This is a genomic window from Gimesia benthica (genome assembly GCF_009720525.1).
GTDB lineage: Bacteria > Planctomycetota > Planctomycetia > Planctomycetales > Planctomycetaceae > Gimesia > Gimesia benthica.
In genome coordinates, this window is record NZ_CP043930.1 from 4,663,579 (window position 1) to 4,689,999 (window position 26,421).

At 54.9% G+C, this 26,421-nt stretch carries 17 protein-coding genes and 1 pseudogene; 10 read left to right on the forward strand and 8 right to left on the reverse strand.

What is annotated here, in order from left to right:
• Positions 1 to 9: 9 nt before the first annotated feature.
• Complete coding sequence (locus F1728_RS18100) at positions 10 to 420, reverse strand: carboxypeptidase-like regulatory domain-containing protein (RefSeq protein WP_155365272.1); 411 nt, start codon at positions 418 to 420, stop codon at positions 10 to 12.
• A 214-nt stretch (positions 421 to 634) separates the two neighbouring features.
• On the opposite strand from F1728_RS18100, the gene F1728_RS18105 reads away from it, so the two are divergent.
• Positions 635 to 1,096 carry a YaiI/YqxD family protein gene (locus F1728_RS18105; RefSeq protein WP_155365273.1) on the forward strand — a complete coding sequence of 154 codons (462 nt, stop codon included), beginning with the start codon at positions 635 to 637 and terminating at the stop codon, positions 1,094 to 1,096.
• A 39-nt stretch (positions 1,097 to 1,135) separates the two neighbouring features.
• Here the strand turns inward: F1728_RS18105 and F1728_RS18110 are convergent.
• Positions 1,136 to 2,817, reverse strand: a pseudogene (locus F1728_RS18110) (SulP family inorganic anion transporter).
• A gap of 663 nt (positions 2,818 to 3,480) precedes the next feature.
• Here F1728_RS18110 and F1728_RS18115 point away from each other — a divergent pair.
• The 3 genes from F1728_RS18115 to F1728_RS18125 all read left to right on the forward strand — a co-directional run bounded on the left by F1728_RS18115 (position 3,481) and on the right by F1728_RS18125 (position 5,716).
• Entirely contained in the window at positions 3,481 to 3,747 is a 267-nt protein-coding gene (locus tag F1728_RS18115) for a hypothetical protein (RefSeq protein ID WP_155365274.1), read from the forward strand.
• A gap of 20 nt (positions 3,748 to 3,767) precedes the next feature.
• Positions 3,768 to 3,992 (forward strand): hypothetical protein, encoded by a 225-nt coding sequence (locus tag F1728_RS18120; protein ID WP_155365275.1) that lies wholly within the window; start codon positions 3,768 to 3,770, stop codon positions 3,990 to 3,992.
• A 134-nt stretch (positions 3,993 to 4,126) separates the two neighbouring features.
• The gene (locus F1728_RS18125; RefSeq protein ID WP_155365276.1) at positions 4,127 to 5,716 is read left to right on the forward strand and encodes a sulfatase family protein; all 1,590 of its coding nucleotides are present in this window, start codon (positions 4,127 to 4,129) and stop codon (positions 5,714 to 5,716) included.
• A 1,574-nt stretch (positions 5,717 to 7,290) separates the two neighbouring features.
• On the opposite strand, the gene F1728_RS18130 is transcribed toward F1728_RS18125, so the two are convergent.
• Together F1728_RS18130 and F1728_RS18135 are read right to left on the reverse strand one after the other, a co-directional pair.
• Positions 7,291 to 7,602, reverse strand: a complete 312-nt coding sequence (locus F1728_RS18130; RefSeq protein ID WP_155365277.1) for a hypothetical protein — start codon at positions 7,600 to 7,602, stop codon at positions 7,291 to 7,293.
• A gap of 1 nt (position 7,603) precedes the next feature.
• A complete protein-coding gene (locus tag F1728_RS18135; protein ID WP_155365278.1) occupies positions 7,604 to 8,686 on the reverse strand; it encodes a DUF1559 domain-containing protein in 1,083 nt (360 codons plus the stop codon).
• A gap of 871 nt (positions 8,687 to 9,557) precedes the next feature.
• On the opposite strand from F1728_RS18135, the gene F1728_RS18140 reads away from it, so the two are divergent.
• Complete coding sequence (locus tag F1728_RS18140) at positions 9,558 to 9,854, forward strand: hypothetical protein (protein ID WP_155365279.1); 297 nt, start codon at positions 9,558 to 9,560, stop codon at positions 9,852 to 9,854.
• 87 nt (positions 9,855 to 9,941) lie between these two features.
• Entirely contained in the window at positions 9,942 to 11,240 is a 1,299-nt protein-coding gene (locus F1728_RS18145) for an MFS transporter (RefSeq protein WP_155365280.1), read from the forward strand.
• A gap of 21 nt (positions 11,241 to 11,261) precedes the next feature.
• On the opposite strand, the gene F1728_RS18150 is transcribed toward F1728_RS18145, so the two are convergent.
• Together F1728_RS18150 and F1728_RS18155 are read right to left on the reverse strand one after the other, a co-directional pair.
• Positions 11,262 to 12,965: a LamG domain-containing protein gene (locus F1728_RS18150; RefSeq protein ID WP_155365281.1), complete on the reverse strand. Its 1,704-nt coding sequence runs from the start codon at positions 12,963 to 12,965 to the stop codon at positions 11,262 to 11,264.
• Positions 12,962 to 13,501 (reverse strand): sigma-70 family RNA polymerase sigma factor, encoded by a 540-nt coding sequence (locus F1728_RS18155; protein WP_145442849.1) that lies wholly within the window; start codon positions 13,499 to 13,501, stop codon positions 12,962 to 12,964. Before F1728_RS18155 ends, F1728_RS18150 begins: the two co-directional genes overlap by 4 nt.
• A gap of 295 nt (positions 13,502 to 13,796) precedes the next feature.
• On the opposite strand from F1728_RS18155, the gene F1728_RS18160 reads away from it, so the two are divergent.
• Entirely contained in the window at positions 13,797 to 16,784 is a 2,988-nt protein-coding gene (locus F1728_RS18160) for a PSD1 and planctomycete cytochrome C domain-containing protein (RefSeq protein ID WP_155365282.1), read from the forward strand.
• A gap of 19 nt (positions 16,785 to 16,803) precedes the next feature.
• Positions 16,804 to 18,252 carry a DUF1501 domain-containing protein gene (locus tag F1728_RS18165; RefSeq protein WP_155365283.1) on the forward strand — a complete coding sequence of 483 codons (1,449 nt, stop codon included), beginning with the start codon at positions 16,804 to 16,806 and terminating at the stop codon, positions 18,250 to 18,252.
• Between the two features lie 105 nt (positions 18,253 to 18,357).
• Here F1728_RS18165 and F1728_RS18170 read toward each other — a convergent pair whose 3' ends face one another.
• The gene (locus F1728_RS18170; protein WP_155365284.1) at positions 18,358 to 19,515 is read right to left on the reverse strand and encodes a DUF1559 family PulG-like putative transporter; all 1,158 of its coding nucleotides are present in this window, start codon (positions 19,513 to 19,515) and stop codon (positions 18,358 to 18,360) included.
• 732 nt (positions 19,516 to 20,247) lie between these two features.
• On the opposite strand from F1728_RS18170, the gene F1728_RS18175 reads away from it, so the two are divergent.
• On the forward strand, positions 20,248 to 23,355 hold the full coding sequence (locus F1728_RS18175) for a PSD1 and planctomycete cytochrome C domain-containing protein (RefSeq protein WP_155365285.1): 3,108 nt from the start codon (positions 20,248 to 20,250) through the stop codon (positions 23,353 to 23,355).
• A gap of 54 nt (positions 23,356 to 23,409) precedes the next feature.
• Positions 23,410 to 24,843, forward strand: a complete 1,434-nt coding sequence (locus tag F1728_RS18180) for a DUF1501 domain-containing protein (RefSeq protein ID WP_155365286.1) — start codon at positions 23,410 to 23,412, stop codon at positions 24,841 to 24,843.
• Between the two features lie 83 nt (positions 24,844 to 24,926).
• Here F1728_RS18180 and F1728_RS18185 read toward each other — a convergent pair whose 3' ends face one another.
• Positions 24,927 to 25,871, reverse strand: coding sequence for a sugar nucleotide-binding protein (locus F1728_RS18185; protein ID WP_155365287.1), 945 nt, complete (start codon positions 25,869 to 25,871; stop codon positions 24,927 to 24,929).
• Positions 25,872 to 26,421: the final 550 nt, after the last annotated feature.

Below are 26,421 nucleotides of genomic sequence, written 5' to 3' on the forward strand. Positions count from 1 at the left end.
GTCGAGGACTCAGTTGGACTCCAGTTTGAAGTCGATCGTATTGTCGCCTGCTTTCACTTCTTCGGTCAAAGTGGTCTGGGTGTTGTATTTAGCGGGGATTGGATCTTTATAAGTCTGTCCCGGCGGAGTCGGTGCGTCCTGCGGTGTGGAGATACTGACCTTGTGAGTTCCAATAACTGCACCCTGTGTGTCTCGTAAATATCCCAGTTCGTAGTGTCCTTCCTCGTCGGTAACGCCATTCGAAGGGCGTCCTTCAGCCGGGGTAAAAGTCACCGTCACGGCGGGCAGCGGTTTGCCATCCATGGTGACGACACCACTGACGGTTCCCAGATCGGGTTGATCACTACCGGCACTGTCGCCACATCCGACAGTTAAACACAGGCTGAGTGTAGACAGGCAGAACAACTTCCAGTATTTCATGATTACTCCTGGCGCTAAAAGTGTTGATAGCAACTTGAGAATGAAGTGTTGCTATAATGAAGAATTGATGAAACGAATTCTAATCGTTCCGGTTTGACACTGTCAAACTGCTCAACACCGGTTCTGTCAGATTAATCAGGGTCTGTGAAATCGAAGCGAACAGGCGAATCATCTGTACCTTATCACAAAAAATGCTCCATCAACAGGAGGCGGAATGCAAATCTGGGTTGATGCGGACGCCTGTCCGGCGGAAGTGAAATCGCTGCTGTTCAAAGCTGCCAAACGCACCGAAATCAAAGTGACGCTTGTAGCCAATCAGCCTCTGTCTGTCCCACGCTCCAACTTTATCGGCTCGCTCCTCGTCCTGCCCGGACTGAATGTAGCCGATCAACGGATTGTCGAACTCGCACAACCAGGAGACCTGGTCATCACCGCTGACATACCTCTTGCTGCACAGGTTGTGGACAAAGGCGCTCAGGCTCTCAACCCCCGCGGTGCCCTTTACACCGAAGCCAACATCGGCGAGCGTCTCGCCCTGCGCGACCTGATGGACGACCTCCGCGGGGAAGGCCAGATCACCGGCGGTCCCGCAGGCTTCAATGCCAAAGACCGACAGGAATTCGCCAACCAGCTCGATCGCTGGCTGACGAAAGCCCGAAATTCCAGTTCGAAATAAAACGGATCGAGAGCCCCGCTTTATTCCGATATCGTGCTCTTAGATCATCTCTGTGATGTGATAATGCCGATCGTCGGCAATATCCACCTCGGCCAGATCACCGGCCCGTTCCAGCAACTGACGACAGTCTGCATTCAGATTCCGCAACTGCAGGCATTTGCCTTCCTGGCGATAGCGTTCGGCGATTTTGTTGATCGCTTCAATCGCACTCTGGTCATATACACGTGAAAAATAGAAGTCGATCGCCACGATCGGTGGATCATTCACCGGATCCAGCAACTCGCGAAAACTGCTCACCGAAGCGAAGAACAGCGGACCATGTAACTGGTAGACCTTCTTGTCTTCCCCTTCAAAGTGAATATCCGCCATCATATGAGTGGCATGATGCCAGGCGAAGATCAACGCCTGCACCACAATCCCCAGCAGAACGGCAACGGCCAGGTTATGGAACAGTACCGTGTAACCGGCGACGAGCACCATGACCAGCACATCACTCTTGGGGACTTTATTCCAGGTGTGCAACGTGCTCCATTCGAAGGTGCCGATCACCACCATAAACATCACTCCCACCAGAGCCGCCATCGGCACCAGCGAGATCACCGGCTTGAGCAGAACCACCATGATCATCAGGCCCACGGCTCCGACAACTCCGGATAACCGTCCCCGACCGCCCGAATTGACGTTAATCAGCGATTGTCCAATCATCGCACAGCCGCCCATCCCGCCAAACAGACCGCAGACCATGTTCGCAGCCCCCTGGCCAATACATTCCCGGTTTCCGCTTCCGCGGGTCTCGGTAATTTCGTCAATCAGTGTCAACGTCATCAGCGATTCAATCAGACCCACACCCGCCAGAATCAGTGAGAAGGGGAAGATGATCCACAGCGTTTCCCAGTTAAATGGGGCCAGCACATACCGCGAATCCAGAAAGAACAGCATCGGCAATGGTTCTGCAGCCGGCTGGACAGAAGCAACAGCAGCCGCAACCTGCTCACCACTCAGCTCCGCTCCGGTCTGCTGGTCCACAGCTTCCTGAACCGCATTCGCCCGCAGGTTATTCATCATCAGGTCGTCGACCGTCTGTACAACATTTTCCTGCCCGGCTGGTTTCCACGCCGCAGGAGCGAACTGGTTAAAGCCGATCGAAATCACCGAGACCAGAATAATCGCCGCCAGCGAACTGGGGATCGCTTTCGTAAAACGGGGCAACAGTACAATCACCGCCATCGTCAATCCGACAAGGGCCAGCATCAGTATCATTGAGGGGCCCTGTAGAAACGTCATCGTTCCGTCAGAACCCAGTGTTTTGAAACTGCCGATCTGGGCCAGACCAATCACGATCGCCAGCCCATTCACAAATCCCAGCATCACCGAATGGGGCACCAGCCGGATCAGTTTCCCCATCCGCAACAGGCCCACCGTGATCTGCAGCAACCCGCAGAGAATTACCGCGGGAAACAGATATTCAATTCCGTGCAGTGCGACCAGCGATACGACAACCACGGCCATCGCTCCGGTTGCTCCCGAGATCATCCCCGGTCGGCCACCTGCCAGCGCACTGATCAGTCCAATCCAGAATGCCGAGTACAGACCCACCGTCGGGGAACACCCGCCACAAATGCAAACGCCACGGCTTCCGGTACCAGTGCCAGTGCCACTGTCAGGCCTGACAAGACATCATCCTTGACTGAAGCTTTATGCTTCGTGAAAAACTCTAACATCAATACTCCAGACATCTCTTTCAAAGTGGAATCCGCACGGTCAGTCTGGACGACGAACGTATTCGTCTGCAGACAGTCCATGCCGACATGGAACAGGGGCGCACAGGAAACAGTTCGCTCGAGTGCAAAAGCGGGCCCGCCTTCCCGTCCTGACCTCAAAAGATCCCGGAAAGACAGAGTTTCATGACACAATCTGTTATCTGTTTACTTCAAACAGAACCTTTCAAAGCCGCGCTGAATTAATTCAGGGAGCACATTGTGTGAAACGGGGTGGACGAGTTGATGCTATCAACTACCGGCTTCGAGGGACTACAATTTCCCGCGAAAGCGACTAATTCCACGTTTCTCTTGTAGTGAATTCCCCCCCTGACCACAACCCGAGCTCCAACATTACTTCCGATTTTGTCCTACATTCACGCATTGTTCATCACTTTAGACGACTCAAAAACGCTTGTTCTGACACTCCTTGCTCTCAAGCACACCGCCTGTAAAGTTTTTGAAACATCTGTGTCCATTTCTTCCTCCATTCAAAATCCCTCCGCAGTCTGCTCCTGAAAATCATGGCTCCAGCTTGTAAAATAAACTCAGCGCCTTGCAGTCTCTTGTTTGTCATTCCAGACCTCACTTTCGTATGGGAAAGTCAATATGCCTCAGGAACAGTCATTGGACAAATTCATTCAGCAGATGAAAAAGATCCGCAAACGAAACGCTATTCTGTTTGTGCTCTGGTACGTTGTCATGCTACTCATCTATTGTTCCTCCAGTGATGCCAACCTGACGACGCTCTCCCTCGTCAACCTCGGGGCAGTCATCGCTCTGGTTGGCGCGGAATTCTCAAGTCAGAGCACTTTAATCGCTGCGCTCAACCTGTTGAAAGAAACCCCGGACTCCACACCCGAACCAGATACCGAGGAGACCCAGGATTCCTGAGCAAGGAGGTCGATCGCACCATGCAACGCCGCAAACGAATTCTGCACCTTACGCTCTTCGTCAGCATTGGTCTCGCCAGCCTGGCGTTCCTGCTCTATCTCTTCTTCCAATTCGGAATGACCATTTTTATCTTCGCCACTCCTGACATTCCCGCTTACGCCATCTTCTTTGGCCTCTGCCTCATCATCCTGATTCCCATGTTCCTGGCCATCGTCCTCAAGGGGGATGACGACCCCACCGACTGACGCATTTCCTTAATCTCCCAAACAAATTCTCTCCCGGCTTCCCGCCGCATATCGACTGGCATCTGCTCCCGCCAGCCGCTATCCTGAAAACACCCGCCTCTATTTGGATATCGAAATTCTGCAAAGGTGCTTTCATGATTCGCGCGCTCGTGTTGCTCTGTTGTCTCGCTCTCCCGTCGCTGGCCCACTCGGCCCAGCGACCCAACATTCTCTTCCTCTTCACCGACGACCACGCACCCCACGCCATCGGTGCCTACAAGGGGTTCCTTGAGAAGATCAATCCGACGCCCAACATCGACAAGATTGCCGCCGAAGGCATGCTCTTCCAGAACAGCTTCTGCACGAATTCCATCTGCGGACCCAGTCGCGCGGTCATCCTCACCGGCAAACACAGCCACATCAATGGCTTCATGCGGAACGGCAACCGCTTCAACGGCGATCAGCAGACCTTCCCCAAACTCCTGCAGAAAGCCGGCTACAAAACGGCCATGATCGGCAAGTGGCACCTCACCTCCGATCCCCAGGGCTTCGACTTCTGGAAGATCCTCCCGGGGCAGGGCTACTACTACAATCCCGAATTCAAAACCGCCCTGGGGCGCGAACGCATCGAAGGCTACTGCACCGACATCGTGACCGACATGGCACTCGACTGGCTCAAGCAGAACGCCGACTCCGGTAAACCCTTCATGCTCATGTGTCAGCACAAGGCGCCACACCGTACCTGGATGCCCGCGCTCCGTCACCTGCATCTCTACGATGAAATCACCATTCCCGAACCGACCACCCTCTTCGACGACTGGAAAGACAACGCCAGCCCCGCCCGGCACGCCGAGATGTCCATCGAAAACTACATGAACCTGGTCTACGACAACTTCGGCCCCAAGCTGGAAGGCTGGGATCCCAACGCCGGCAAGTCGCTCGACAAGTCCGGCTTCCGCAATCTGCAGTTCATGACGCCCGCACAACTCACGGCCTGGAACGCCGCCTTCGATCCCAAAAATGAAGCCCTGCGTAAAGCGAATCTCACCGGCAAAGACCTCGTTCGCTGGAAATACCAGCGCTACATCAAAAACTACCTCCGCTGCATCAAAGGCGTCGACGAAAACATCGGCCGCATGCTCGCCTGGCTCAAGGAAACCGGACTCGATAAAAACACCATTATCGTCTACTCCTCCGACCAGGGCTTCTACCTCGGCGATCATGGCTGGTACGACAAACGCTGGATGTATGAAGAATCCTTCCGCATGCCGCTGATCGTCAAATGGCCCGGCGTCACGCAGCCCGGCACCGTCAACACCGACCTGGTCCAGAATCTCGACTACGCGGAAACCTTCCTCGACATCGCCGGTGCCGACATTCCTGACGACATGCAGGGCCGTTCCCTGGTTCCCCTGCTCAAAGGGGAAAACCCCGAGTGGCGCGATTCCCTCTACTACCACTATTTCGATTTTCCCAGCGTCCACAAAGTCGCCAAACATTTCGGCATCCGCACTCCCCGCTATAAACTGATCCGCTTCTACGAATTCGATGAATGGGAATTCTACGATCTGCAGAACGACCCCCAAGAGATGACCAACCAGTACGGCAATCCCACTTACCAGGACACGATTAACAAGCTCAAAACCCAACTCACCGACCTCCGCAAATCCTACAAAGACAACACCGACATCAGCGTGAAACCCAAGACCTGGCAAAAACAGTTCCGCCCCAACTCCGCTGATTAATTTCAATATGACATTCCCTGGGTGGTACCAGATGCAATCCGGGATTGCCGCAGGCAACAAGAGGTCCCAGCACAACACCTCCAAACCAGAACCAGCCCACCAACCCGCTTCAAAAAAATAAATAAAGATGGGGTGGGCCCGAATGCAATTCGGGCCGAGCGCAGCGAGCAGGAAACTGACAGTGAAAAAGTCGAATGCTGAAACAGGCCCCCAACCCTGAGCGGCAAGGCGCTAGCCGCCGGTAACTCAACCAACTTCACCAGCTCCCACAATCGAACACAAGTGATTTTCACTAGCAGGAATTTTCGTGGTACAAAAAAGATCCACCTGCGATCCAACTCCTCCCCCCACTGAAAATCCTCCACCACCGTCTGAACAGACTGACCTTGATCCACGCCTTCCAAATCGTATCCTGGTTCCCATCTGACTCGCGCGCGAGGCGCGTCTTCTGAGCACTGCATCTCCCGCACAACTCTCACATCTGCACCACCAGACTCCTCACTCTTCACCTGCGTTTCACCGGAACACTGCGCACTCCTGCGAAGTAATCGCCTGCAGAGCAGGGCACTTGCGGACAAACCCCGGCCAGAGTGGGACAAAATCCCGGACACACCAGGACAAAATCCGGCCACATTGGGACAAAATTCTGTCTTGACTCCTCCGTGCCCTTCAACAGAATCAGCAGTATGACAAGACAACAAAGCCATGCCCGACAGAAGGCGCAGCAACAAGAAAACAGCACAGGTTCTGTCCATGAGAATGCTCCCCTCACAACGAAGCTAAGTTCAGAAACGCTCCCAACCAGAGCAATCTGTTAACCCCGGTTGAAACGACTTCGGTATCTGCCAGCCGAATTCAGAAACGCGACCCGGCACCGGCAACGCGATCCAAACACAGCACAAACAGAAATCCTACGCATCGGCACCAGCGAGGACAGAGAAAATAAAACCAGTGCCAAACCAGCACCGGTGAAAAGAGAGGAGCGCCAGCAGCGATCAAAGAACAGCACGCCGGGTGGTCACAGCACAACTCGCTCAAACCAGACCCAGCCCACCAACCCTCTTCGTAGGGTGCGGACCCACGTGTCCGCCCGCCTGGCGAGTATCCAGATCGGTCAATTCCTCGCAAAAACAAAATTGACCAACCAACCTTGAGCGACAAGGCTCTAGCCGCCGGTAAAATCTCCAGCGCTGAGCTCACTCACCGGTGGCGAGTGCCATTCCGCTCACATAACCGGGTAAGCCCGAATGCAATTCGGGCCGAGCGCAGCGAGCAGGAAACTGACAGTGAAAAGGTTGAATGAATCAACAGGTCCCAACCCTGAGTGGCGAGGCACCAGGTAACGTTTTATTGTTCTCAGAACTACGACAACAGCAAAGCCAAATTAGCCGCAGGGCATTTGCCCCGGTTGAAAGTCGTTTGCTGTAGACCGTTCGAATTAAGAACACGACCAGGGCACCAGTAATGAAACGGCGCCCGTAATTCAACCCATCACAGGTAAATCACACCAACCAGAAATGTTCGTGTCTTTCGCGCTTTTCGTGGTAGAAAACAATTCCAGTTACGAACGGTTTTCATCGCCCCACCTGATCCTCCATGATCTGCCGGGACTCCCGTAAAGCCTCCTCCCATTCGCCTTCCTGCGCCTGTTTAATTATCCCGTTCAACCAGTCCGCCTCCCGCGAAGTGATCTCTTCCTGCTCCAGCGAACTCTGAATCAGCGCTTGCACTTTGACCAGCCGCTCGGTGCTCTTCTGGTTGCAGACCGAATACAGGGCCTTGGAAAGTTCATACGTCTTCGGCGAAACCTCCGGATACCCGCAGCCGGACAGCAGCAGGCTTGCGCAGAGTAACAACACCAGTGAGAAAATCATTTGACGTGGCATGTTAAAACTCTCCGATCAATTCACCCTCGTTCAGACTCGAGAGGGCCGCCCAGAGCAGCAGATCAATGTTCTCGGAAACAAACCGCACTGAACCATCGCCCAGGCAGATATGTCCGCCCCCCACATGTTCGGAATACATCTGCCCCACGTGGTAGGTCGGAAAGTTCACCGGATGGATAATCGGGAACCCGGTGATGTCCAGCTCGCCCCCCGAAGGTCCCGCATGCACCAGTGACAGTGTCGCCGCAGCGTCCGGTCCATTCTCGGGAGTCGAAAACTGGGGATGCGTAAACGCCCCCGGCACCACACCCACCCAGGTTTTATCACTCAGTCGCGAAGAATGTTCGCCCAGGAAAATCGTATTCGAGAGACCATCGGTGGCGTCCCGCATCCGTGTGCGTGAATTACGGAAGAACGGTCCATCCGCCACCTTCGAAGCATCGCCGTTAATTGTCACCGTCTTGGTTGTCTTGGTGTAAATATCCGTGAAGATCACGCCCGTCGTACTTGCCCCGCATTCCCCCCAGCACGATTCCTGACCGTGACTGGCGACATAATGCGACCGACCGAACAGCAGCTGCGCGCCCCCTTTCAACAGCGGACTGCCGGCTCCGTCCCGCACCAGGAACGGCTCATCACCGCCCGAAGCGGTCGGACACAGAAAGACCGGCAGCTTTGTCTGCACAGCCCCCGCATTCGCCAGGTTCCAGCAGGGCCGGTTGACGTCCAGCGTATTGTAGATATTCGCCTGATCCAGGTAAGGCAGCAGCATCATACTCCAGGACCAGCCCGGTGCCGCATCCCAGGTATTCGCATCAATCTCCGCCCAGCCCGGCCCCGAACCGTCGCTGGTTCCATACGAATAATAACCCGCGGGAAAACAGGAGTGCGTTTCGTGATAATTGTGTAACGCCAGCCCCAGCTGTTTCAGGTTATTCTTGCACTGACTCCGCCGCGCCGCCTCCCGCGCCTGCTGAACCGCAGGCAACAGCAGGGCAATCAACGTAGCGATAATCGCGATCACCACCAGCAGTTCAATCAACGTAAAACCCCGGCGGGACAGTCGGGCAGGCGGGTAGCTCATTGCGGTAAACCTTTACAGGGTAGGAGAATAGGTGTGTTTAAAAAGTAGCCGTGGCTACAAATTAGTGAGCGACAAAATGTAGCCGGGGCTACATATACTCTGGTATTGTAGCCAGTGCTACAAATGTGTCAATCAAAAAAAGAAAAAATCCTGGGGCGGGGTGGTCGCGGATGCTATCCATGATTGCCGCAGGCAACAGGAGGTCGCTGGGCAAATCTTCAATTGCGACCCAGCCCACCAACCCGTTCCGTAGGGTGCGGCCCCACGTGTCCGCCCGCCTGGTGAGCATCAAGATCCGTCAATCTCTCAAAGGAACAAAGTTAGCCAACCAACACTGAGCGGCAAGGCACTAGCCGCCGGTAAAATCTCCAGCGCTGATCCCACTCACCGGTGGCGAGTGCCATTCCGCTCACATAACCGGGTAAGCCCGAATGCAGCGAGCAGGAAACTGACAGTGAACAGGTTGAATGAATCAACAGGTCCCATCCCTGAGTGGCGAGGCACTAGGTAACGTTTTATTGTTCTCAGAACTACGACAACAGAAAAGCCAAATTAGCCGCAGGGCGTTAGCCCCGGTTGAAAGTAGTTTGCTCTAGACCGTTCGAATTAAGAGCACTACCAGGGCACCAGTAATGAAACGGCGCCCGTAATTCAACCCATCACAGGTAAATCACACCAACTAGAAAATTTCGTGTCTTTCGTGCTTTTCGTGGTAGAAAAACACAACGGTAACGTACCATTCCAACTCACCAATTTCGAACAGGCATTCCGTCTAGACCATGAAATCAATATTCCCCCACCACTTGGAATTACATAAACTACCAACGCTTCAAAATACTGCTCACGATCTCATTGGCACGGTACAATCCTTATGATTCGCAAATTATTTCTTGGAATCCTGACAGGTTGCTGTGTCTATGTGTCATCGTTCTTTATCGTGGTTCCTTTCGCATTTAAAGGCGAGCAGTCAGGCCTGGTATTTGATCGCATGTGGCTCATTCATGATCTCTATTTACCAGTATTTGAACTGGCAGAATCCAGTAACTCTTTTCACCTCATGGTGCGTCAGATTTATTCAACAATCGGCGATCCAGATGAGGTTTCTGTGCTGTGTTACTTTTATATATACCCTGATCTCCATTTAAATATGGGAGTGCCTGTTGAGTAACCGTGCTCCAACTGAAATTCATAAGGTTTGAAATTCCTGGTTAGAGAACGCTATTGCTGCAACCCCAATACAGAAGGTGAATCGTTCATGTCGACCGTGGCACAGGAAATCGATGCAGAGGCAACCGGAGGCAAAAATACGCGGGTGCTCGCCGCCGGTTTCATCGGGAACATTCTCGAATGGTACGACTTTGCCGTTTACGGCTTTTTCGCACCCACCATCGGTAAACTCTTCTTTCCCGCTGCCGACGCCCGCACCTCGCTGATTGCCGCCTTCGGTGCCTTCGCCGCCGGCTTCCTGATGCGACCGGTGGGAGCCGTCCTCTTCGGACATATCGGCGACCGTATCGGCCGCAAGAAAGCACTCACCCTCTCGGTCATGATGATGGCCGTCCCTACCATGCTCGTCGGTCTCCTGCCCACCCACGCCGAGATCGGAATCTCCGCCGCCATCCTGATGATCCTGCTCCGCATGATTCAAGGTGTCTCCGTCGGCGGCGAATACACCAGCTCGTTCGTGTTCCTCGTCGAGCACGCGCCACCGCACCGCCGGGCCTTCTTCGGTGCCTGGAGTATGATCGGCGCCACCTGCGGTATCCTGCTCGGCTCGGCCGTCGGTGCTCTGATTAATAGTTTCACGACCGACATCCAACTGCAGGACTGGGGCTGGCGAATTCCTTTCCTCGCTGGTGTTTTAGTCGCCTTTGTTGGTTATTTCATTCGGCACGGTATTCCCGATCAACCCCTGGCGGAAGAGCTGGCCGAACAGGAACCTATTTCGCCCCTCAAGCAGGCCTGGACTGAACATCGTACGGAAATGTTGCAGTCCGCTGGACTCAACATGATGAACGCCGTCACCTTTTACACCGTCTTCATCTACCTTTCGACCTGGCTGGTCGAAGAAGTTGGCGAATCCCGCGCCGAAGCCCTCGACATTAATACGCTCAGCATGGCCGCCCTCACCGTGCTGGTCCCGATCACCGCAATGCTCGCCGACCGCTTTGGACGTAAGCCACTGCTGCTCATCGGCTCGGCCGGCGTCGCGATCCTCTCTCCCGCGCTGCTCCGCCTGATGCACCACCACAATTTCGCGATGATCCTCACCGGCCAGATCGGCTTCGCTGTCCTCGTGGCCTGCTTCGCCGGGGCCATTCCCGCGACGATCACCGAACTCTTTCGGCGGGGCGTGCGGGTCAGTGCCGCCAGCATCAGTTATAATATCCCCTTCGCCATCTTCGGGGGGACCGCCCCGATGGTCGCGGCCTGGCTGGTCAAAGCAACCGGCAATCCACTGGCCATCGCCTGGTACCTCTCCGGCATCGCCGCGATCTCCTTCTGCATCATTCTCACAATCAAGGAAACCAAGGGTTGCTCACTGGATGAGTGAACCCGGCAGAGTTGCAGCTGATTAAAGCACCGGCTTGCCCGTCTCCGCGGAGAATTTCATCTTCTGTCCCTTGTGGATTAACAGGTAATCTTCCTGTTTTTCCTGGCGGAGGATGTCCAGAAACTGGCCGTCGAAATAGTCTTTACCCGCTTTGAAGAGACTGAAATGGGTCGCGATCGTGCCTGCATTGAGGGCATAGTCGTAGAAAGCGACTTCATCAATCACACCATTAAACGGTTCGCGGCCGACCAGAGTAGCCGATTGTGCTGAGATCAGGTTACCGATCACTGCGGGCGCTGCACCGCCGCTGATGATCATCGTCCCCACCGGGAAGCGATGGCTCATCCGCATGATGCCGTCGATGTAAATGGCTTTCTCACCCGTCCAGCCATTATAGGTGGCGACGATATGATGGGGCTGACCATCGCGCATTTCGGCCAGCGTCGGGCGGCCCTCTTTCCCGTCCAGAGGCATGTCCAGTTCGCTGTAACCCAGCCCGGACAGATAGAGTCCGAACGAGAGACAGGGGCCATCACCCACCTGCGGAATCTGTGTGATTCCTGCCTTGTCATCATTCTGAAAGCTGAGCAATATCCGATAGCTGCCATCCTCCTTGCGGAAGATTTCATCGTAATCAAAGGGAGCCTGGGTCTGAGGCGAGTCCGCTGCTTTCCAGTCCGAAACCACCAGCGCTTCGACGGTGATCCCGGTGGAGACCGCGTAATCGCCGGTTCCCACTTCCTGACCGCCGCCGTTCCCCAGCCGCAGACTCGCATCGGGACGGTTGTTGAACTGAATGGCTCCCGGACCAATCAGTCCCTGGACCCGCAGCGCGTTCTTCCCGGCCTGAACCGGACTCTGGTTCAACACATCGGACAGCGCGGTCTGGGGCGGCTCATCGAAGTTCCAGTAGAAGCGCGGCAGCCGACCGCGGGGTTTGACCGCGACCTGACCGTCCAGCACATGCACGAACGTCTCAGCCGCCTCATTCACACTGACTTCGTATTCTGTCCCCTGGTCGATTAACTCGATGCTCGGCGTCTCCAGCCGAAAGAGCGCCTTGCGATCGGAACGCTGCGTCGAGATACTGCCGGAAAACAGGGTTCCCTGGTCTTTCCGTTCAAAGCCAAACAGGGAAGGGCTGGCCACGTTAATATCTGCACCACCCGAAAAGGCAAACTCGACTTCGCCCGACGTCACTTTGACCGTGCCTGGCTGGAAGCGATCCGTGACAGCCGGACTGTTCCCCAGCAGTTCCCAGCGGGCCCGTGCGACCTGGTTGACGCTGGCGATTTCTTCCGGCGGCGAGGCGCTGTCATCGAAGTAATATTTGGAACGCTGCTGCAGAACCATCTCCGGTTCCCACAGCCCTTTGAAATCGCCCATCAACAGAAAGATGCCCACCGCGCCCAGGCAGATCGCCGAACAGACAATCGGAATCAGCATCACCAGGTAGCCCCGTTCGACGGGCTCGCTTGTATTGTCTGCGGCAGGTTTGACGCTCAGCGGTAATTCGGCTTCGGGATCCTGCAATACGCGCGCCTGGGCGGTACCCGCCAGTCCGATGTGCACGAAAACGTAATTCAGGTATTCGCGGCGGTACTCGGGATGCGCGGTGAGCAGACCCTCCAGTGTAGCGAGTTCGTCTTCCGTGATGATGCCCGCACACTGGGCGTCGGCCAGTTCCAGAATCTGTTCGCGGATGTCAGGATCGGGTTGGGTCACGATGAAGCCTCACTCGAAAGTCGACGGCTGACGCATTCGTGCAGCGCCCGCCTCAGTTTTTTAATTGTTTTATAAATCGCATGCACCGAACAGTTCCCCCGTTCGGCCAGCGTGGCCGCGGTCTGTCGATCGCCGTAATAGGAATCGAGCAGATCCCGCTCGGGGGACGACAGATTCTCCAGGCAACGGGTGAGTGCCAGTTGACGTTCGCTCTGTTCTTCTGCCATCTGGGACACATCCTCTGCCAGCACGGTCACCAGTGCATCGCTGAAAATCAGCCGCTGGTTCTGGAACGTCCGCCGGTACTTGCGAATCTGGTTAAAGGCGATGCCGTATGCCCAGTTCAGAAAACTCCGTTCCGGATCATAGCGGGGATATTCCTTCCAGAGGATCACGCACGTCTCCTGAAAAATATCTTCCGCAGCCGCCACATCGAGCACCAGCGCCAGAATGTATCCGTAGATCTTGCGGTCCGACTGGGAAAACTGGCGGAAAAAAGATTCGCTCGATTCAGGATGGTCTGTGGGAGTGTTCATTTCGTAGTTAAGTCTAACAATGGCAGGCGCTTCGGGGAATCATGCTGCAGGTGGAATCGTGATACAGGGCAGCTTGGTTTCTCCTTCTATAATAAATGGCGCTTCAACTCGCCGATTGGTACCCGAAAAACAGTGGATCCCGGGATTTTCTTAAAAAGAGGAAAAGTTCTGGTACCAATTCGCACGCCGGCGCGCCATATATAAATGAGGGCCGTTCGGTCAGGAGCCGCACGTTTCCTCGTATCGTCCCGCCAGAGAATTGACTCACCCTCTGAGAATAGATTGAATCGCCTGCATGTGCTCTCTCATTTCACGGAATCTGAAATTCGCACTCTCCCTGGTCTGCTGCCTGCCGATCATCGCGGCACCGACAGCTGCTGCTGAACCCGATTTTGAGAAAGACGTGCTCCCCCTCTTTCAGAAGCACTGCATCCGCTGTCATAACGAAAGCACGAAAGATGGCGGTCTGTCACTGGAAACTAAACAGAGCGCGCTCAAAGGGGGCGAGAATGTGCGGGTGATCGTCCCCGGCGTCGCCGCGGAAAGCATGCTGCTCGATTACGTCACCGGCCCCGAACCGGAGATGCCCAAAAAGGGAGCGCCACTCAACGAACAGGAAATCGCCACGCTGCGTAACTGGATCAAAGCAGGCGCAGTCTGGCCACCGGAACTGCGGATTCGCGAAGCCCAGCTCACCGCGAAAGACTGGTGGTCGTTTCAGCCATTGGAAAAACCAGCATTACCAGAGTTGACTGATAAAGAACGCGCGCTGGTGCGGACTCCCGTCGATGCCTTTCTGCTGGCCCGCCTGCGGAAAGAGGGACTCACGTTCTCCCCACTCGCCGATCGTCGGACCCTGATCCGTCGTATTTATTATGATCTGACCGGCCTGCCTCCTACGCCGACCGAAATCGACTCCTTCGTTAACGACCCCGATCCGCGGGCTTATGAAAAACTCGTCGATAAGCTGCTCGCTTCCCCCCGTTACGGAGAACGCTGGGCGCGGCACTGGCTGGACGTGGTCCACTACGCCGACACGCACGGCTACGACAAAGACAAGCTCCGCGAAAATGCCTGGCCGTATCGGGATTATGTCATCCGGGCTCTGAATGAAGACAAGCCTTACGCACAGTTCATTCAGCAGCAGATTGCCGGCGATGTGATTAACCCGCATTCACCAGACGGCGTGCCCGCGACCGGCTTCATCGTCGCAGGCCCCTTTGACTGGGTGGGCCAGATCGAAATCAGTGAAAACCTGATCGAAAAGAAAATCACCCGCAACCTCGACCGCGACGATATGGTGGCGACCGTCCTGAATACCACGGTCAGCCTCACGGTGCAGTGTGCCCGCTGTCACAATCACAAATTCGATCCCATCTCCCAGGCAGACTATTACGGTCTGCAGGCCGTCTTCGCCGGCATCGACCGGGCCGAACGTTCCTTTGATCCGGATCCCGAAACCGCCCGGAAACGTCAGACTCTGCTGACCGAACACGCCCGCGTTCAGAAACTCCACCAGGACCTCGACACAGCGATCCGAAAGCGAGGCGGGGCAGAACTGAAACGCATGGAAGCCGAACTCAAACAGGCACAGGAAGCCAAAGCAGGGCAGGGCGTCGCCTTTGGTTATCACAGTAAAATTGAAAAGTCCGACCAGGCAGCCAAGTGGGTGCAGCTCAACTTCAAGCAGCCGGTCTCCGCCGAGAAAATCACGCTGATGCCCGCCTTTGATAATTACAACAACATCGGTGCCGGCTTCGGATTCCCGCGACGCTTCAAACTGGAAATCTCAGACACCCCGGATTTCAAAGTATCCACCATCATTGCTGACCAGACCCGCGAAGATTACACGAACCCCGGCACAAAACCTTTGCACTTCGATCTGAAGGGCCAGAAAATTCAGTATCTCAGACTGACGGCCACGAAACTTGCCCCCCGCTCGAATGATTTCATTTTCGCACTCGGAGAAATTCAGGTCCTCGCACAGGACGAACGGAACCTTGCCGCTCAGGCCCAGGTCACCTCGCTGGATTCCATCGAAGCACCTCCCCGCTGGTCCCGTAAAAATCTGATCGACGGTAAATTTTATCAAAGCCTCGATTCCAATCAGGATCTCGCACAACTCAAACAGAAACGAGATGACCTGCTGGCCAGTCTGTCGTCCGAGGAAGAGAAACAGTCACTCCGCGACTGGTCCGCTAAAATCAAACGCGTGCAGTCTGAGCTCGGTAAACTTCCCCAGCAGAAAAAGGTCTTCGCTGCGGCCACCGATTTTCCCCGTCGCGGAAATTTCCGTCCGACGGAAGGCGAACCGCGTCCGGTCTTCTTGCTGAGTCGCGGCAGCGAAAAAGCACCGATACGCGAAGTGGAACCCGCCGTCCCCGGTCTGATTGAAGGCCTGGGGCAGAACCTGCATCTGCCCGATCCAGGAGACGAAGGCGCCCGCCGGGCAGCGCTGGCCCACTGGATTATCAGCCCCCGCAATCCGCTCACCTGGCGTTCCATCGTGAACCGCGTCTGGCTGTATCACTTCGGCAAAGGGATCGTCGAGACCCCCAACGACTTCGGTCGCATGGGCGCGAAACCCACGCATCCGGAATTGCTGGATTATCTCGCCAGTCGCTTCCGCGATGAAGGCCAGTCACTGAAACAACTGCACCGCTGGATCGTCCTCAGCACCGCTTATCAACAGTCTTCACAAGCCAACGAGCAGGGCGCCCGGATCGACGGTGACAATCGTCTGCTCTGGCGGATGAATCGACGCAAACTGGAAGCCGAGGCCATTCGCGACGCCGTACTGCAGATCAGCGGCAAGCTCGATCTCAACATGTACGGACCCGGAGATCGCCTGTTCGTCCTCGAAAAACCACAGCACTCGCCGCATTACCTCTACCAGAAATACGATCCCAAAACAGCAGAGACACACCGTCGTTCGATTTACCGCTTCATCGTCCGTTCCGTCCCCGATCCTTTTATGGAATCGCTCGACTGTGCCGATCCCTCGCAGATCACTCCCAAACGCATCCAGACACTGACCGCCCTGCAGGCACTCGCACTGCTCAACGATCAGTTCATGGTCAGCATGTCCGGGTTCTTCGCAGAGCAGGTCAAAGGCGATAAACGCGAACTGAAAACGCAGGTGTCCCGCGCATTCGAAACTGCACTGGGCAGAGCTCCCACGTCGGACGAGGTGAAGCTGCTCGTCGAAGTGGGTAAGCAGCACGGGCTGGCCAATGTCTGTCGCCTGATTCTCAACAGCAACGAATTTATCTTTATCGATTAACACACAGGAAAGTCATCTCATGGATCGTCGTGAATTTCTGCTGCATGCAGGCGGGGGACTGGGAAGCATCGCCCTGGCGTCGCTGCTCAAACAGGAACAACTGCTGAGCGCTGCCCCTGCCGGAACGCACGTCCTGCATCATCCGCCCCGTGCCAAACGAGTGGTCCAGCTCTACATGTCGGGAGCCGCGAGTCAGTGTGATACGTTCGATTACAAACCCGAACTCATCAAAGACAATGGCAACGAATGGGACCCTGGAGAAAAAGTGCAGCTGTTTCAGTCCTCGCCGGGCAAGACGATGCAGGCACCCTGGAAGTGGAAACAGTACGGCGAATCGGGGAAGTGGCTCAACGAATGTGTCGCCCCCCTGGGCGCCTGTGTTGACGACATGGCCTTCATTCACAATATGGTCAGCAAGTCGAACGTTCACGGCCCGGCGACTTTCATGCAGGCCACCGGTTTTATTCTTCCCGGCTTTCCCGGCATGGGGGCCTGGATCAGCTACGGTCTGGGTAGCATGACCGATAACCTGCCGACGTTCGTTGTGCTCCCCGATCCGCGCGGCTTCGCACCAAATGGCGCCGCCAACTGGTCCGCCGGCTTCCTGCCCGCCAGTAACCAGGGCACCATGATTCGTCCCAATTCCAGAACGCCCATCGCCAACCTGTTCCCATCCAACAATGATTTCATCACCCGCCAGAGCGATCGTGATGTGCTCGCAGCACTGAAACAGCTCAACCAGAAACATGAAGAACAACGAACCGGTGATTCGCGGCTGAATGCCCGCATCAAGTCTTATGAACTGGCCGCGAAAATGCAGCTGCAGGCACCCGAAGTACTCGACCTGTCCGGCGAGACTAAGAGCACGCTCAACCTGTATGGTCTCGACTCGGTCGACTTTGAAGTCCAGGAAGGCATCAGCGAGGCCGCTGAGATCGCCTACTTCGGTCGCAACTGTCTGGTAGCCCGGCGACTGCTGGAGCAGGGCGTCCGTTTCGTGCAGATCTGGTCGGGCGCGGACAACGGCTTCCCTCGGCGCAACTGGGATTCGCATGAAGATATCAAACGCGATCACTGGCCTTTAGGCCGGGGCATGTCCATCGGAGCTGCAGCGTTGATTCAGGATCTGAAGCAGAGGGGCATGCTCGACGATACGATTATTCTCTGGACGACCGAGTTCGGCAGAATGCCCTGCAGCCAGGGGAGCAAAGGCCGCGACCACAATCCGTTCGTCTTCACCAACTGGCTGTCGGGAGGCGGCATCAAAGGGGGCATGACTTATGGCGAGTCCGATCAGTGGTCCTTCAAACCCGCCGATCCAGCCAACCCCACGATGTGCTACGACGTGCATGCGACAATTCTGCAGCTGCTGGGCATCGATCACGAAAAGCTGACGTTCCGACACAATGGGATCGACCGCCGCCTGACCGACGTGCATGGTCATGTGATTAAAGAGATCATCGCCTGAAACAGCCCGCAAATTCGATTACGACTTGTCGGGCGCATAAAAAAAGAGTGACCGGTCATTGACCGGCCACTCGTAACATCTCTTATTCAGGTGATGCTTCGAAGCTTATTCGAAGTTACCTTTAGTCAGCTGAGCATCCAGCCAGGGACCGGAGAAGCACTCAGAAGGACGCAGTTCAACAGTGGCGTCGGTGTATCCAGAACCACCTGAAGCAGAACCGGTGAAACCGGGGTTCAGGAAGCCGTCACCGTTCAGGTCAACTATTGCTTTCACACTTCCGTCAGCCATCAGGATGTTGCAGATCTTGTTAGATCCACGGCCGTGCCATGCGTACCAGTCACGAGAATCCTGCAGCCAGAGGAAAGTATCTGGGCCGGGAGTACCAGCACGGTTGGGGTCGGGCAGTTCAGCAGGAATTGCTCCGACAACATTGGTACCAGCGGGCATCAGAGTGATGGCACCACCAGTTCCTGCAGTTGCATCCCAGCGGCCGGGACCGTCGTTGAAAGATTCAGCCAGACGCTCACCAGCGTCAACGAATCCGGGAATGGAGTTAGACAGAACAGCTTCGCCGACGTCACCAGGAGCTCCACAACCCATGAAAGCGACAGCTGAAGAAGCGACGCGGGAAGAATCCAGACGACGGATGGTCAAGGGACCCAGACTTCCGCCGAAACCTTTCAGACCGGATGAAGTTACGCCTGCAGAAGTCTTGGCTCCAGAACGTACGAGGAACCAGCTGGATGCGTAGTTCGTTCCGTAACCATCTTCCAGAAGTTTAGCAACCTGTAAGATACGGGCAGGGGTACCTTCTGTACCGGAAGTCCAGGTCGCACAGACACCATCACTCAGACGTGACAGTGGAGCAGAGTCTTTGTTACTGGTGTTGGCCACACCGATCATGTCGTTCAGTTTTTCTGAACCGAGCAGAGTCGATGAAGGGCACAGCATCTTCTGAGGAAGACCGGCACCACTGTTGACCATGTCAGCCACCCAGCCCCAGGTGTCAGGGCATCCGTCACGACGGAAGTCGTAAGCACCGGTGCAGTAGCGACCGCTGGGGTCAGTTGATGCGAAGGCGTGCATGGAAAGACCAAACTGACGCAGGTTGCTCTTACACTGTGAAGAGCGGGCAGATTCGCGGGCTGCAAAAACAGCTGGGATCAGCAGGGCAGCCAGCAGAGCGATGATCGAGATCACCACCAGAAGTTCGATCAGGGTAAAACCTGAGCGTTTCAGATTACGAGCACGTGATTTTTTCATTACAGTTCCTGTTAGTTTAAAAAGTTTGACAGTGACGCGAACAAATGAAGGCTAGTACGATTTACTTTTTACTTTTTTAAGAAACAGGTCATCCCCCATCACTCTGGCAATTGATGATGATCGAATATGATCTGCCCCCCTTGAACTCTCTTCTTTTCTTTTTACTCTCTTCGCTTCTGGTTGAATTCAACTCGGACTCGTGTGCAGAAATTTGCGGTGCCGGCTGCAAATCTCAGTTGGGAGTACAGTATCGAGATAATGTGAAGATCTTTCTCCCTGACATGTTAAGTAGAGATGAATAATGTGTGGCAGAATGAGACAAAACGGGCCTAGTGTTAAGGTTTGTTAAATATACGGACAGGTTTTGAAGGGGATCTTCATAAAAAGTGATCCGATTCCAACCGACTCTTTCAGGCAAAACTTGAATTCTCCCCTGCTGACTTCGTATAATGAACGACAAGATCTGCCAGGGAAAACTCCCACCTTGCCTGGCGCCTAAGTCACCTGCTCAAATGACTTTAGATGAAGTCGTGAGCTACCCCACTTTGGGTAAAGTGGCGGACCGGTATTCACTCGTGTCTGTGTTGAGACTCGAGAATCCTTCCCGTGCAGCAAAAAATTCCGGTTGGCAATGGTTGTGACCAGGTCTTTCCTGCTTAAAAAACTTTGCCACCCGGTTGACTGCTCACAGCGTCGGTTCTCGACTCAGAAAGAACGACCGAAAGCAGGATTATGGTCAAACAAACGTGCTCACTGTTCCTACTGTCTTGCCTGATGCTGACAGTCTCTCTTGGAAATTCCGCCTTTGCAGAATCAGGGGCAGCGCCTGCGGACCTTGATTTCGCTTCCGATATTCGTCCGCTGTTATCCGACGCCTGTTTTGCCTGTCACGGTCCGGATGATGAACACCGTGAAGCCGATTTCCGCATGGATCTCAAAGAAGGACTCTTCGGCAAAGCGGGAGAGCACGCATTGATTGTTCCCGGCAAACCGGAAGAGAGTCTGATCTATCAGCGCATGACCGCCGAGGATGAAAGTCTGCGGATGCCTCCTGCCGACTCGGGTAAAAAACTCTCTAAGGCAGACATCGAAAAAATCCGTCAATGGATCGCCGCCGGCGCTCCCTGGGCTTCACACTGGGCCTTTCAGCCACCAGTAAAACCACCCGTTCCCCAGGTGAAACAACAGTCGCTGGTGCAGAATCCGATAGATGCATTCGTCCTGGAAAAACTTGAACAGCGACGCCTCACGTTTTCCGAACCAGCAGACCGCATCACGCGTCTGCGTCGTTTGAGTCTCGATCTGATCGGCCTGCCTCCTACCATTGAAGAGGTCGATCAATTCGTCAACGATCCGAGCCCTTTAGCCTGGCAGAAACAGGTGACACGTTTGCTCGCGTCTCCCCACTATGGCGAACGCTGGGGTCGTCTCTGGCTCGATGCAGCCCGCTATGCCGACTCGAACGGTTATGAAAAAGATGCGCCCCGGAATGTCTGGCTCTATCGAGACTGGGTGATTGATGCCTTCAACGAAAACAAACCTTACGATCAGTTCATTACCGAACAGATCGCCGGTGACCTGCTGCCCCAGGCGACACAGGATCAAAAAGTCGCCACCGGTTTCATGCGGAACTCCATGCTCAACGAAGAAGGGGGCATCGATCCCGAAGAGTTTCGCATGGCGGCCATGTTCGACCGCATGGATACGATCGGCAAAAGTATTCTGGGGCTGACCCTGCAGTGCGGACAATGTCACACGCACAAATACGATCCACTGACGCAGGAGAATTATTACCAGATCTTCGCCTGCATCAACAACTCCTACGAAGCCAGCATTCGCGGCTATACGGATGAAGAACAGAAGCAGCGCACTAAACTGTTTCACAAGATCCATGCGATTGAAGAACAGCTGAAAGCACAGAAGCCAGACTGGGCCACAGAGATGGCTGCCTGGGAACAAAGTGTCAAGCAGAACCAGCCCCAGTGGCACGTTATGAAGCTCACGAACATCGACAGCAACTCGCAGCGTTACTTCGAACAACCCGATCATTCCCAGCTGGCACAGGGCTATGCACCGTCCCGCTTCACTTCGAATTTTGAAGCGACCGTCGATGCGTCCCAGATCAAGGCCCTGCGGCTGGAACTCTTGAATCATCCCAACCTGCCCGCAGGCGGACCTGGCCGCTCGACCGAGGGTTTGTGTGCTCTCACCGACATCAAACTCAGTGTCGAAAATCCTCAGGATGCAAAACAGAAAGCCAACATCAAATTCGTAAAAGCCTCGGCAGACTTTGCGAATGAGCGACAACAGCTTCAGAATCCCTATGCAGACAAAAAAGGAGAGCGCGGGTTTACCGGCCCGGTGGAGTATGCCATCGATGGTGACAACTCAACCGCCTGGGGCATTGATGGGGGCCCGGGGCGCATGAATCAGCCCCATGAAGCAGTCTTCAATGCTGAAAAACCATTTGGCTATGCGGCAGGAACGAAGCTGAAGATCAGCCTGGTCCAGATGCACGGCGGGTGGAACAGCGATGATAACCAGACCATGAACCTGGGACGTTTTCGCATCTCGTATACGACAGATGAGAACGCCGCCGCCGATCAAGTTCCCGATCGCGTTCGTGAACTGCTGACGATCTCCGCTGATCAACGCACACCGCAACAGCAGGCCGAAATATTCAGCTACTGGCGGACGCTCGTCCCGGAGTGGAAAACGCAGAACGAACAGATCGCCGCCCTCTGGAAACAGCACCCTAAAGGGACGACACAGCTCGTCTACCAGGAACGACCGGCACCGCGCGAAACACATCTGCTCGAACGTGGTGACTTCCTCAAGCAGAAACAGGTGGTCGATCCCGGTGTTCCCGACTTTCTGAATACACTGCCACAAGGGACGGAAGTCAATCGACTGACCTTCGCCCGCTGGCTCGTAGATCGAAAGTCCCCCACGACCGCGCGGGCCATCGTCAACCGCGTCTGGCAGGCGTACTTCGGTCAAGGCATTGTTACCACCAGTGAAGACCTCGGTTCCCAAGGGGCAGCGCCGACGCACCGCAAGTTACTGGACTGGCTGTCCGTCTGGTTTATGGATGAAGGTTGGGATCTGAAAAAACTGCATACACTGATTGTCACCTCCAACACTTATCAGCAGTCGTCCCGCGTTACTCCGGCACTCCTGGAGCAGGATCCCTACAACCGACTCCTGGCCCGCGGTCCCCGCTATCGCGTCGATGCGGAGATCGTACGCGACATCGCCCTCAAGGCCAGCGGTCTGCTCAATTCCGAAATTGGCGGCCCCTCTGTCCATCCCCCCGCGCCAGCCTTTCTGTTCGAAAAGCCGGCCAGCTACGGTCCCAAAACCTGGCATGTCGATCAGGATGACGATCGCTATCGCCGGGCCATTTATACCTTCCGTTTCCGTTCTGTCCCCTATCCCATGCTGCAGGCCTTTGATGCGCCGAACGGCGATATCGCGACGGTTAAACGCAACCGTTCCAATACACCACTCCAGGCACTGACCACGCTCAATGAAACACTGTTCATGGAATGTGCCACGGGTCTCGCGGAAACCACTCTGGCTGCTAAGGGCGCCTCCGATGCAGAGCGAATCGAAACTGCTTTCCGCCGCTGTGTCTCCCGGTATCCTTTACAGGCAGAAGTTCAACTGCTGACTCGCTTCCTGCAGAAACAACGCGACTATTTCGCAGCGCATCCGGAAGAGGTTAAGCAGATCACAACCACCAATAACAGCCCGGAACCTGCCACCGCCGAACTGGCCGCCTGGGTCGCACTTTCGCGTATCCTGCTCAACATGGACGAAACGATTACCAAAGAATAACAGAGGGAAGTGACCGGTGTTTCCGTCTCTTCCTGACCTCAACAGGTTATCATCATGAATCAAATACAACATCACGCACATCCGATCGCCAGACGCTGGTTTCTACAGCAATGCGGCGTCGGCGTTGGAGCGATCGCTACCGCACAACTGCTCCAGGAATCTGGTGACCTGCTGGCGAATTCCACGTCTGCACCGCAGGACCCGCTGGCACCTCGTGAGCCCCACCATTCGCCCAAAGCGAAGAACATCATCTTTCTGTTCATGGGAGGCGGACCCAGTCATCTGGAACTCTTCGACGATAAACCGGTGCTGAGTAAATTCGATGGCAAACTGCCGCCTGAAGAACTGCTCAAAGGTTATCGGGCCGCGTTTATCAATCCAAACTCGAAGTTCCTGGGGCCGAAGTTCAAATTCAAAAAGCATGGAGAATGCGGTGCGGAACTCTCCGAGATCCTGCCCCATCTGGCGGATGTCGTCGATGACATCGCCATCGTGAAAAGTATGAAGACCGATGCTTTCAATCACGCCCCCGCGCAGATTCAGGCACTAACCGGTTCTCAGCTCTTTGGTAAGCCAAGCCTCGGCGCCTGGACGCTCTACGGGCTGGGCAGCGAGTCAAAAAATCTGCCTGGCTTCGTGGTCTTCAGTTCCGGCAATAAAGGCCCCAGTGGGGGGAGTTCCTGCTGGGGCAGCGGATTCCTGCCCACAACGCATCAGGGAGTCATGTTCCGTGGCGGACAGGAACCGGTGCTCTACCTGAAAAATCCTCCCGGGGTTTCCAGTGAACTCCAGCGCGATTCGCTCGATACACTCAAAGCCTTGAATCAGCGTCATCTGGAGCAGGTGGGTGATCCCGAGATTGCCACCCGCATCAATTCCTTTGAAATGGCGTACCGTATGCAGGCCAGCGCACCGGATGTGATGGATCTTTCGCAGGAAACCAAATCAACGCTGGAATTGTATGGTGCAGAACCGGGGCAGACCTCGTTCGCCAATAACTGTCTGCTGGCCCGTCGACTGGTGGAACGGGGTGTTCGCTGCGTGCAGCTCTTCCATGAATCATGGGATCAGCATGGCGGCCTGGTAGGCGGACTCAAGAGTAACTGTGCCGCCACCGATCAGGCATCCGCAGCACTCATCAAAGACCTCAAACAGCGGGGATTGCTCGAAGACACCCTCGTTGTCTGGGGCGGCGAATTCGGACGGACGCCGATGGTGCAGGGGGGCAATGATGGTCGCGATCATCATCCCAACGCCTTTACCATGTGGCTCGCCGGCGGCGGAATTAAAGGGGGGACGACCATCGGTCGTTCAGATGATTTCGGCTTCAATGTGATCGAAGATGAAGTTCCCGTTTACGATCTGCACGCCACGATCCTGCATCTGCTGGGCCTGGATCCGCATCAGCTATCCTTCCGTTTCCAGGGACTCGATCAGAAACTGATCGGCGTGAACCCCGCGAAGCTCGTGACAAAAATCCTGGCTTAACAGTTTGTAGCAGTATCAAAAAAAAACAAACCCCTGGTGTCGATCCACCAGGGGTTTTGTCTTTGGTTTTAAACTGCTTCGCGTTACGCGGCAATTTCCTGCTCGTAATAACGCATCGGCTCGTTGTTCAGACGATTCAGGTAGCCGTTGGTCTGCTGGTCGAACAGACGCTGCAAGCCGTCATCCAGCATCGGCATCGAGATGCTCAGAGCCCGACGGATTTTGCGGGTGTGCAGAGAAGTTTCTCCGTTGGCAAAACCGGTAGCCCGTTCATTCATCACGGTAGCCCGGGGCAGCAGGGGAACAGTCAGTTCGAATTGCTTGGCCAGACGCTGGACGAATTCCAGCGGACTGATGCGTTCGCCACCAGCCACATGGAATGTACCTGTCAGACGTTCCTGGTAAGCGTGTTCGATAATCGCGGCCAGGTCGGTGGCCAGCAGAGGAGTGCCGTGCCGATAGCAGTCGAGGTCGGAATAACTTCCGTCCTGCAGAGACTGTACCAGCTGCTCAACCTGTCCTGTACCGTAGGCGGCGGGAGTCCAGCCGAATACGTTTGTGCGGATAATCAATGTATTGTTGCAGAGACTGACTTCACGTTCGATGGCCCGTACCAGTTCGGCTTCGGGGCTTTCGCACATGCCCTGGCAGTCCTCTTCGTGGAACATCCAGGGGCCGGTGAAGACGGCGTCTGACGAGATATGTGTGAATCGGGCGGAGTGCAGTTCCGCGGCACTGACCCAGTTACGTGCTGCCAGCACGGGGTCTTTGGTGGAAAACTTCGCAGGGTCAACCGACCAGGAAGAATTCGCTGCGACTCCACAATAGACAACCCAGTCGGGACGAACCACGGACATCCAGTGCTGTGTCGTTTCGACATCATCTTCCTGGTAAGTGTGTGTTTCGCATCCCTGCAGGGAAACTGGTGTAGCTGAAGTTAATCCGACAACCCGATATCGACTGGATAAGCAGGTTGCTATATTTGCTCCGGCAACCGTATCAAGTCCAATAACCAGAACTGTTTCCACGCCGCGCCTCCATGCTTAGACGTTGTTGTATTTCTGTCAGTAAACTCTAAATCATATCTGCTTTTCAATTTCAAATCTCTCTCAACTCATTGAGAGGGACCCATCATATAGATGATGGTGAAACTCAAAAGTCCGTCTCGCCCGTCAATCCATTTGACTCGCGAGAGGCGGATTATAGAGGGCACTCCCGATTTTCACCAACCCCAATTTGAGAGAGAATTTTTGCGACCGAATTCTCCCCTGATCAGCCCGGGGCAGAATGCGACTTGCATCAATCATTGCTGAATCATTTCCTTATCAGGAGCCGTCTGTTCCCGCTCTGAAATGACCTGAATTCAGTGGGTCTTATATGAGAAAACGAAAATATTTTTTTAAAAAGGATCTGAAATCAGAAAAAAGATTAAAGGTTTTTGGTTTGAGCGCTTTCTTTCGTATTGACCTCATTTTCAAAAAGCAATATCTTCCCGCCTCACATTCGTGATCACTGCGCCTGGTTCACAGGTTGATCACACACCTCCCACACTGATTCCCATCAATCGATTTCAGATTG

Excerpts from the sequence above, each read along its gene's own strand:
- F1728_RS18100 (WP_155365272.1), bottom strand. The coding sequence starts at position 420 with ATGAAATACTGGAAGTTGTTCTGCCTGTCTACACTCAGCCTGTGTTTA.
- F1728_RS18105 (WP_155365273.1), top strand. The coding sequence starts at position 635 with ATGCAAATCTGGGTTGATGCGGACGCCTGTCCGGCGGAAGTGAAATCG.
- F1728_RS18120 (WP_155365275.1), top strand. The coding sequence starts at position 3,768 with ATGCAACGCCGCAAACGAATTCTGCACCTTACGCTCTTCGTCAGCATT.
- F1728_RS18125 (WP_155365276.1), top strand. The coding sequence starts at position 4,127 with ATGATTCGCGCGCTCGTGTTGCTCTGTTGTCTCGCTCTCCCGTCGCTG.
- F1728_RS18130 (WP_155365277.1), bottom strand. The coding sequence starts at position 7,602 with ATGCCACGTCAAATGATTTTCTCACTGGTGTTGTTACTCTGCGCAAGC.
- F1728_RS18135 (WP_155365278.1), bottom strand. The coding sequence starts at position 8,686 with ATGAGCTACCCGCCTGCCCGACTGTCCCGCCGGGGTTTTACGTTGATT.
- F1728_RS18140 (WP_155365279.1), top strand. The coding sequence starts at position 9,558 with ATGATTCGCAAATTATTTCTTGGAATCCTGACAGGTTGCTGTGTCTAT.
- F1728_RS18145 (WP_155365280.1), top strand. The coding sequence starts at position 9,942 with ATGTCGACCGTGGCACAGGAAATCGATGCAGAGGCAACCGGAGGCAAA.
- F1728_RS18155 (WP_145442849.1), bottom strand. The coding sequence starts at position 13,501 with ATGAACACTCCCACAGACCATCCTGAATCGAGCGAATCTTTTTTCCGC.
- F1728_RS18160 (WP_155365282.1), top strand. The coding sequence starts at position 13,797 with ATGTGCTCTCTCATTTCACGGAATCTGAAATTCGCACTCTCCCTGGTC.
- F1728_RS18165 (WP_155365283.1), top strand. The coding sequence starts at position 16,804 with ATGGATCGTCGTGAATTTCTGCTGCATGCAGGCGGGGGACTGGGAAGC.
- F1728_RS18170 (WP_155365284.1), bottom strand. The coding sequence starts at position 19,515 with ATGAAAAAATCACGTGCTCGTAATCTGAAACGCTCAGGTTTTACCCTG.
- F1728_RS18175 (WP_155365285.1), top strand. The coding sequence starts at position 20,248 with ATGGTCAAACAAACGTGCTCACTGTTCCTACTGTCTTGCCTGATGCTG.
- F1728_RS18180 (WP_155365286.1), top strand. The coding sequence starts at position 23,410 with ATGAATCAAATACAACATCACGCACATCCGATCGCCAGACGCTGGTTT.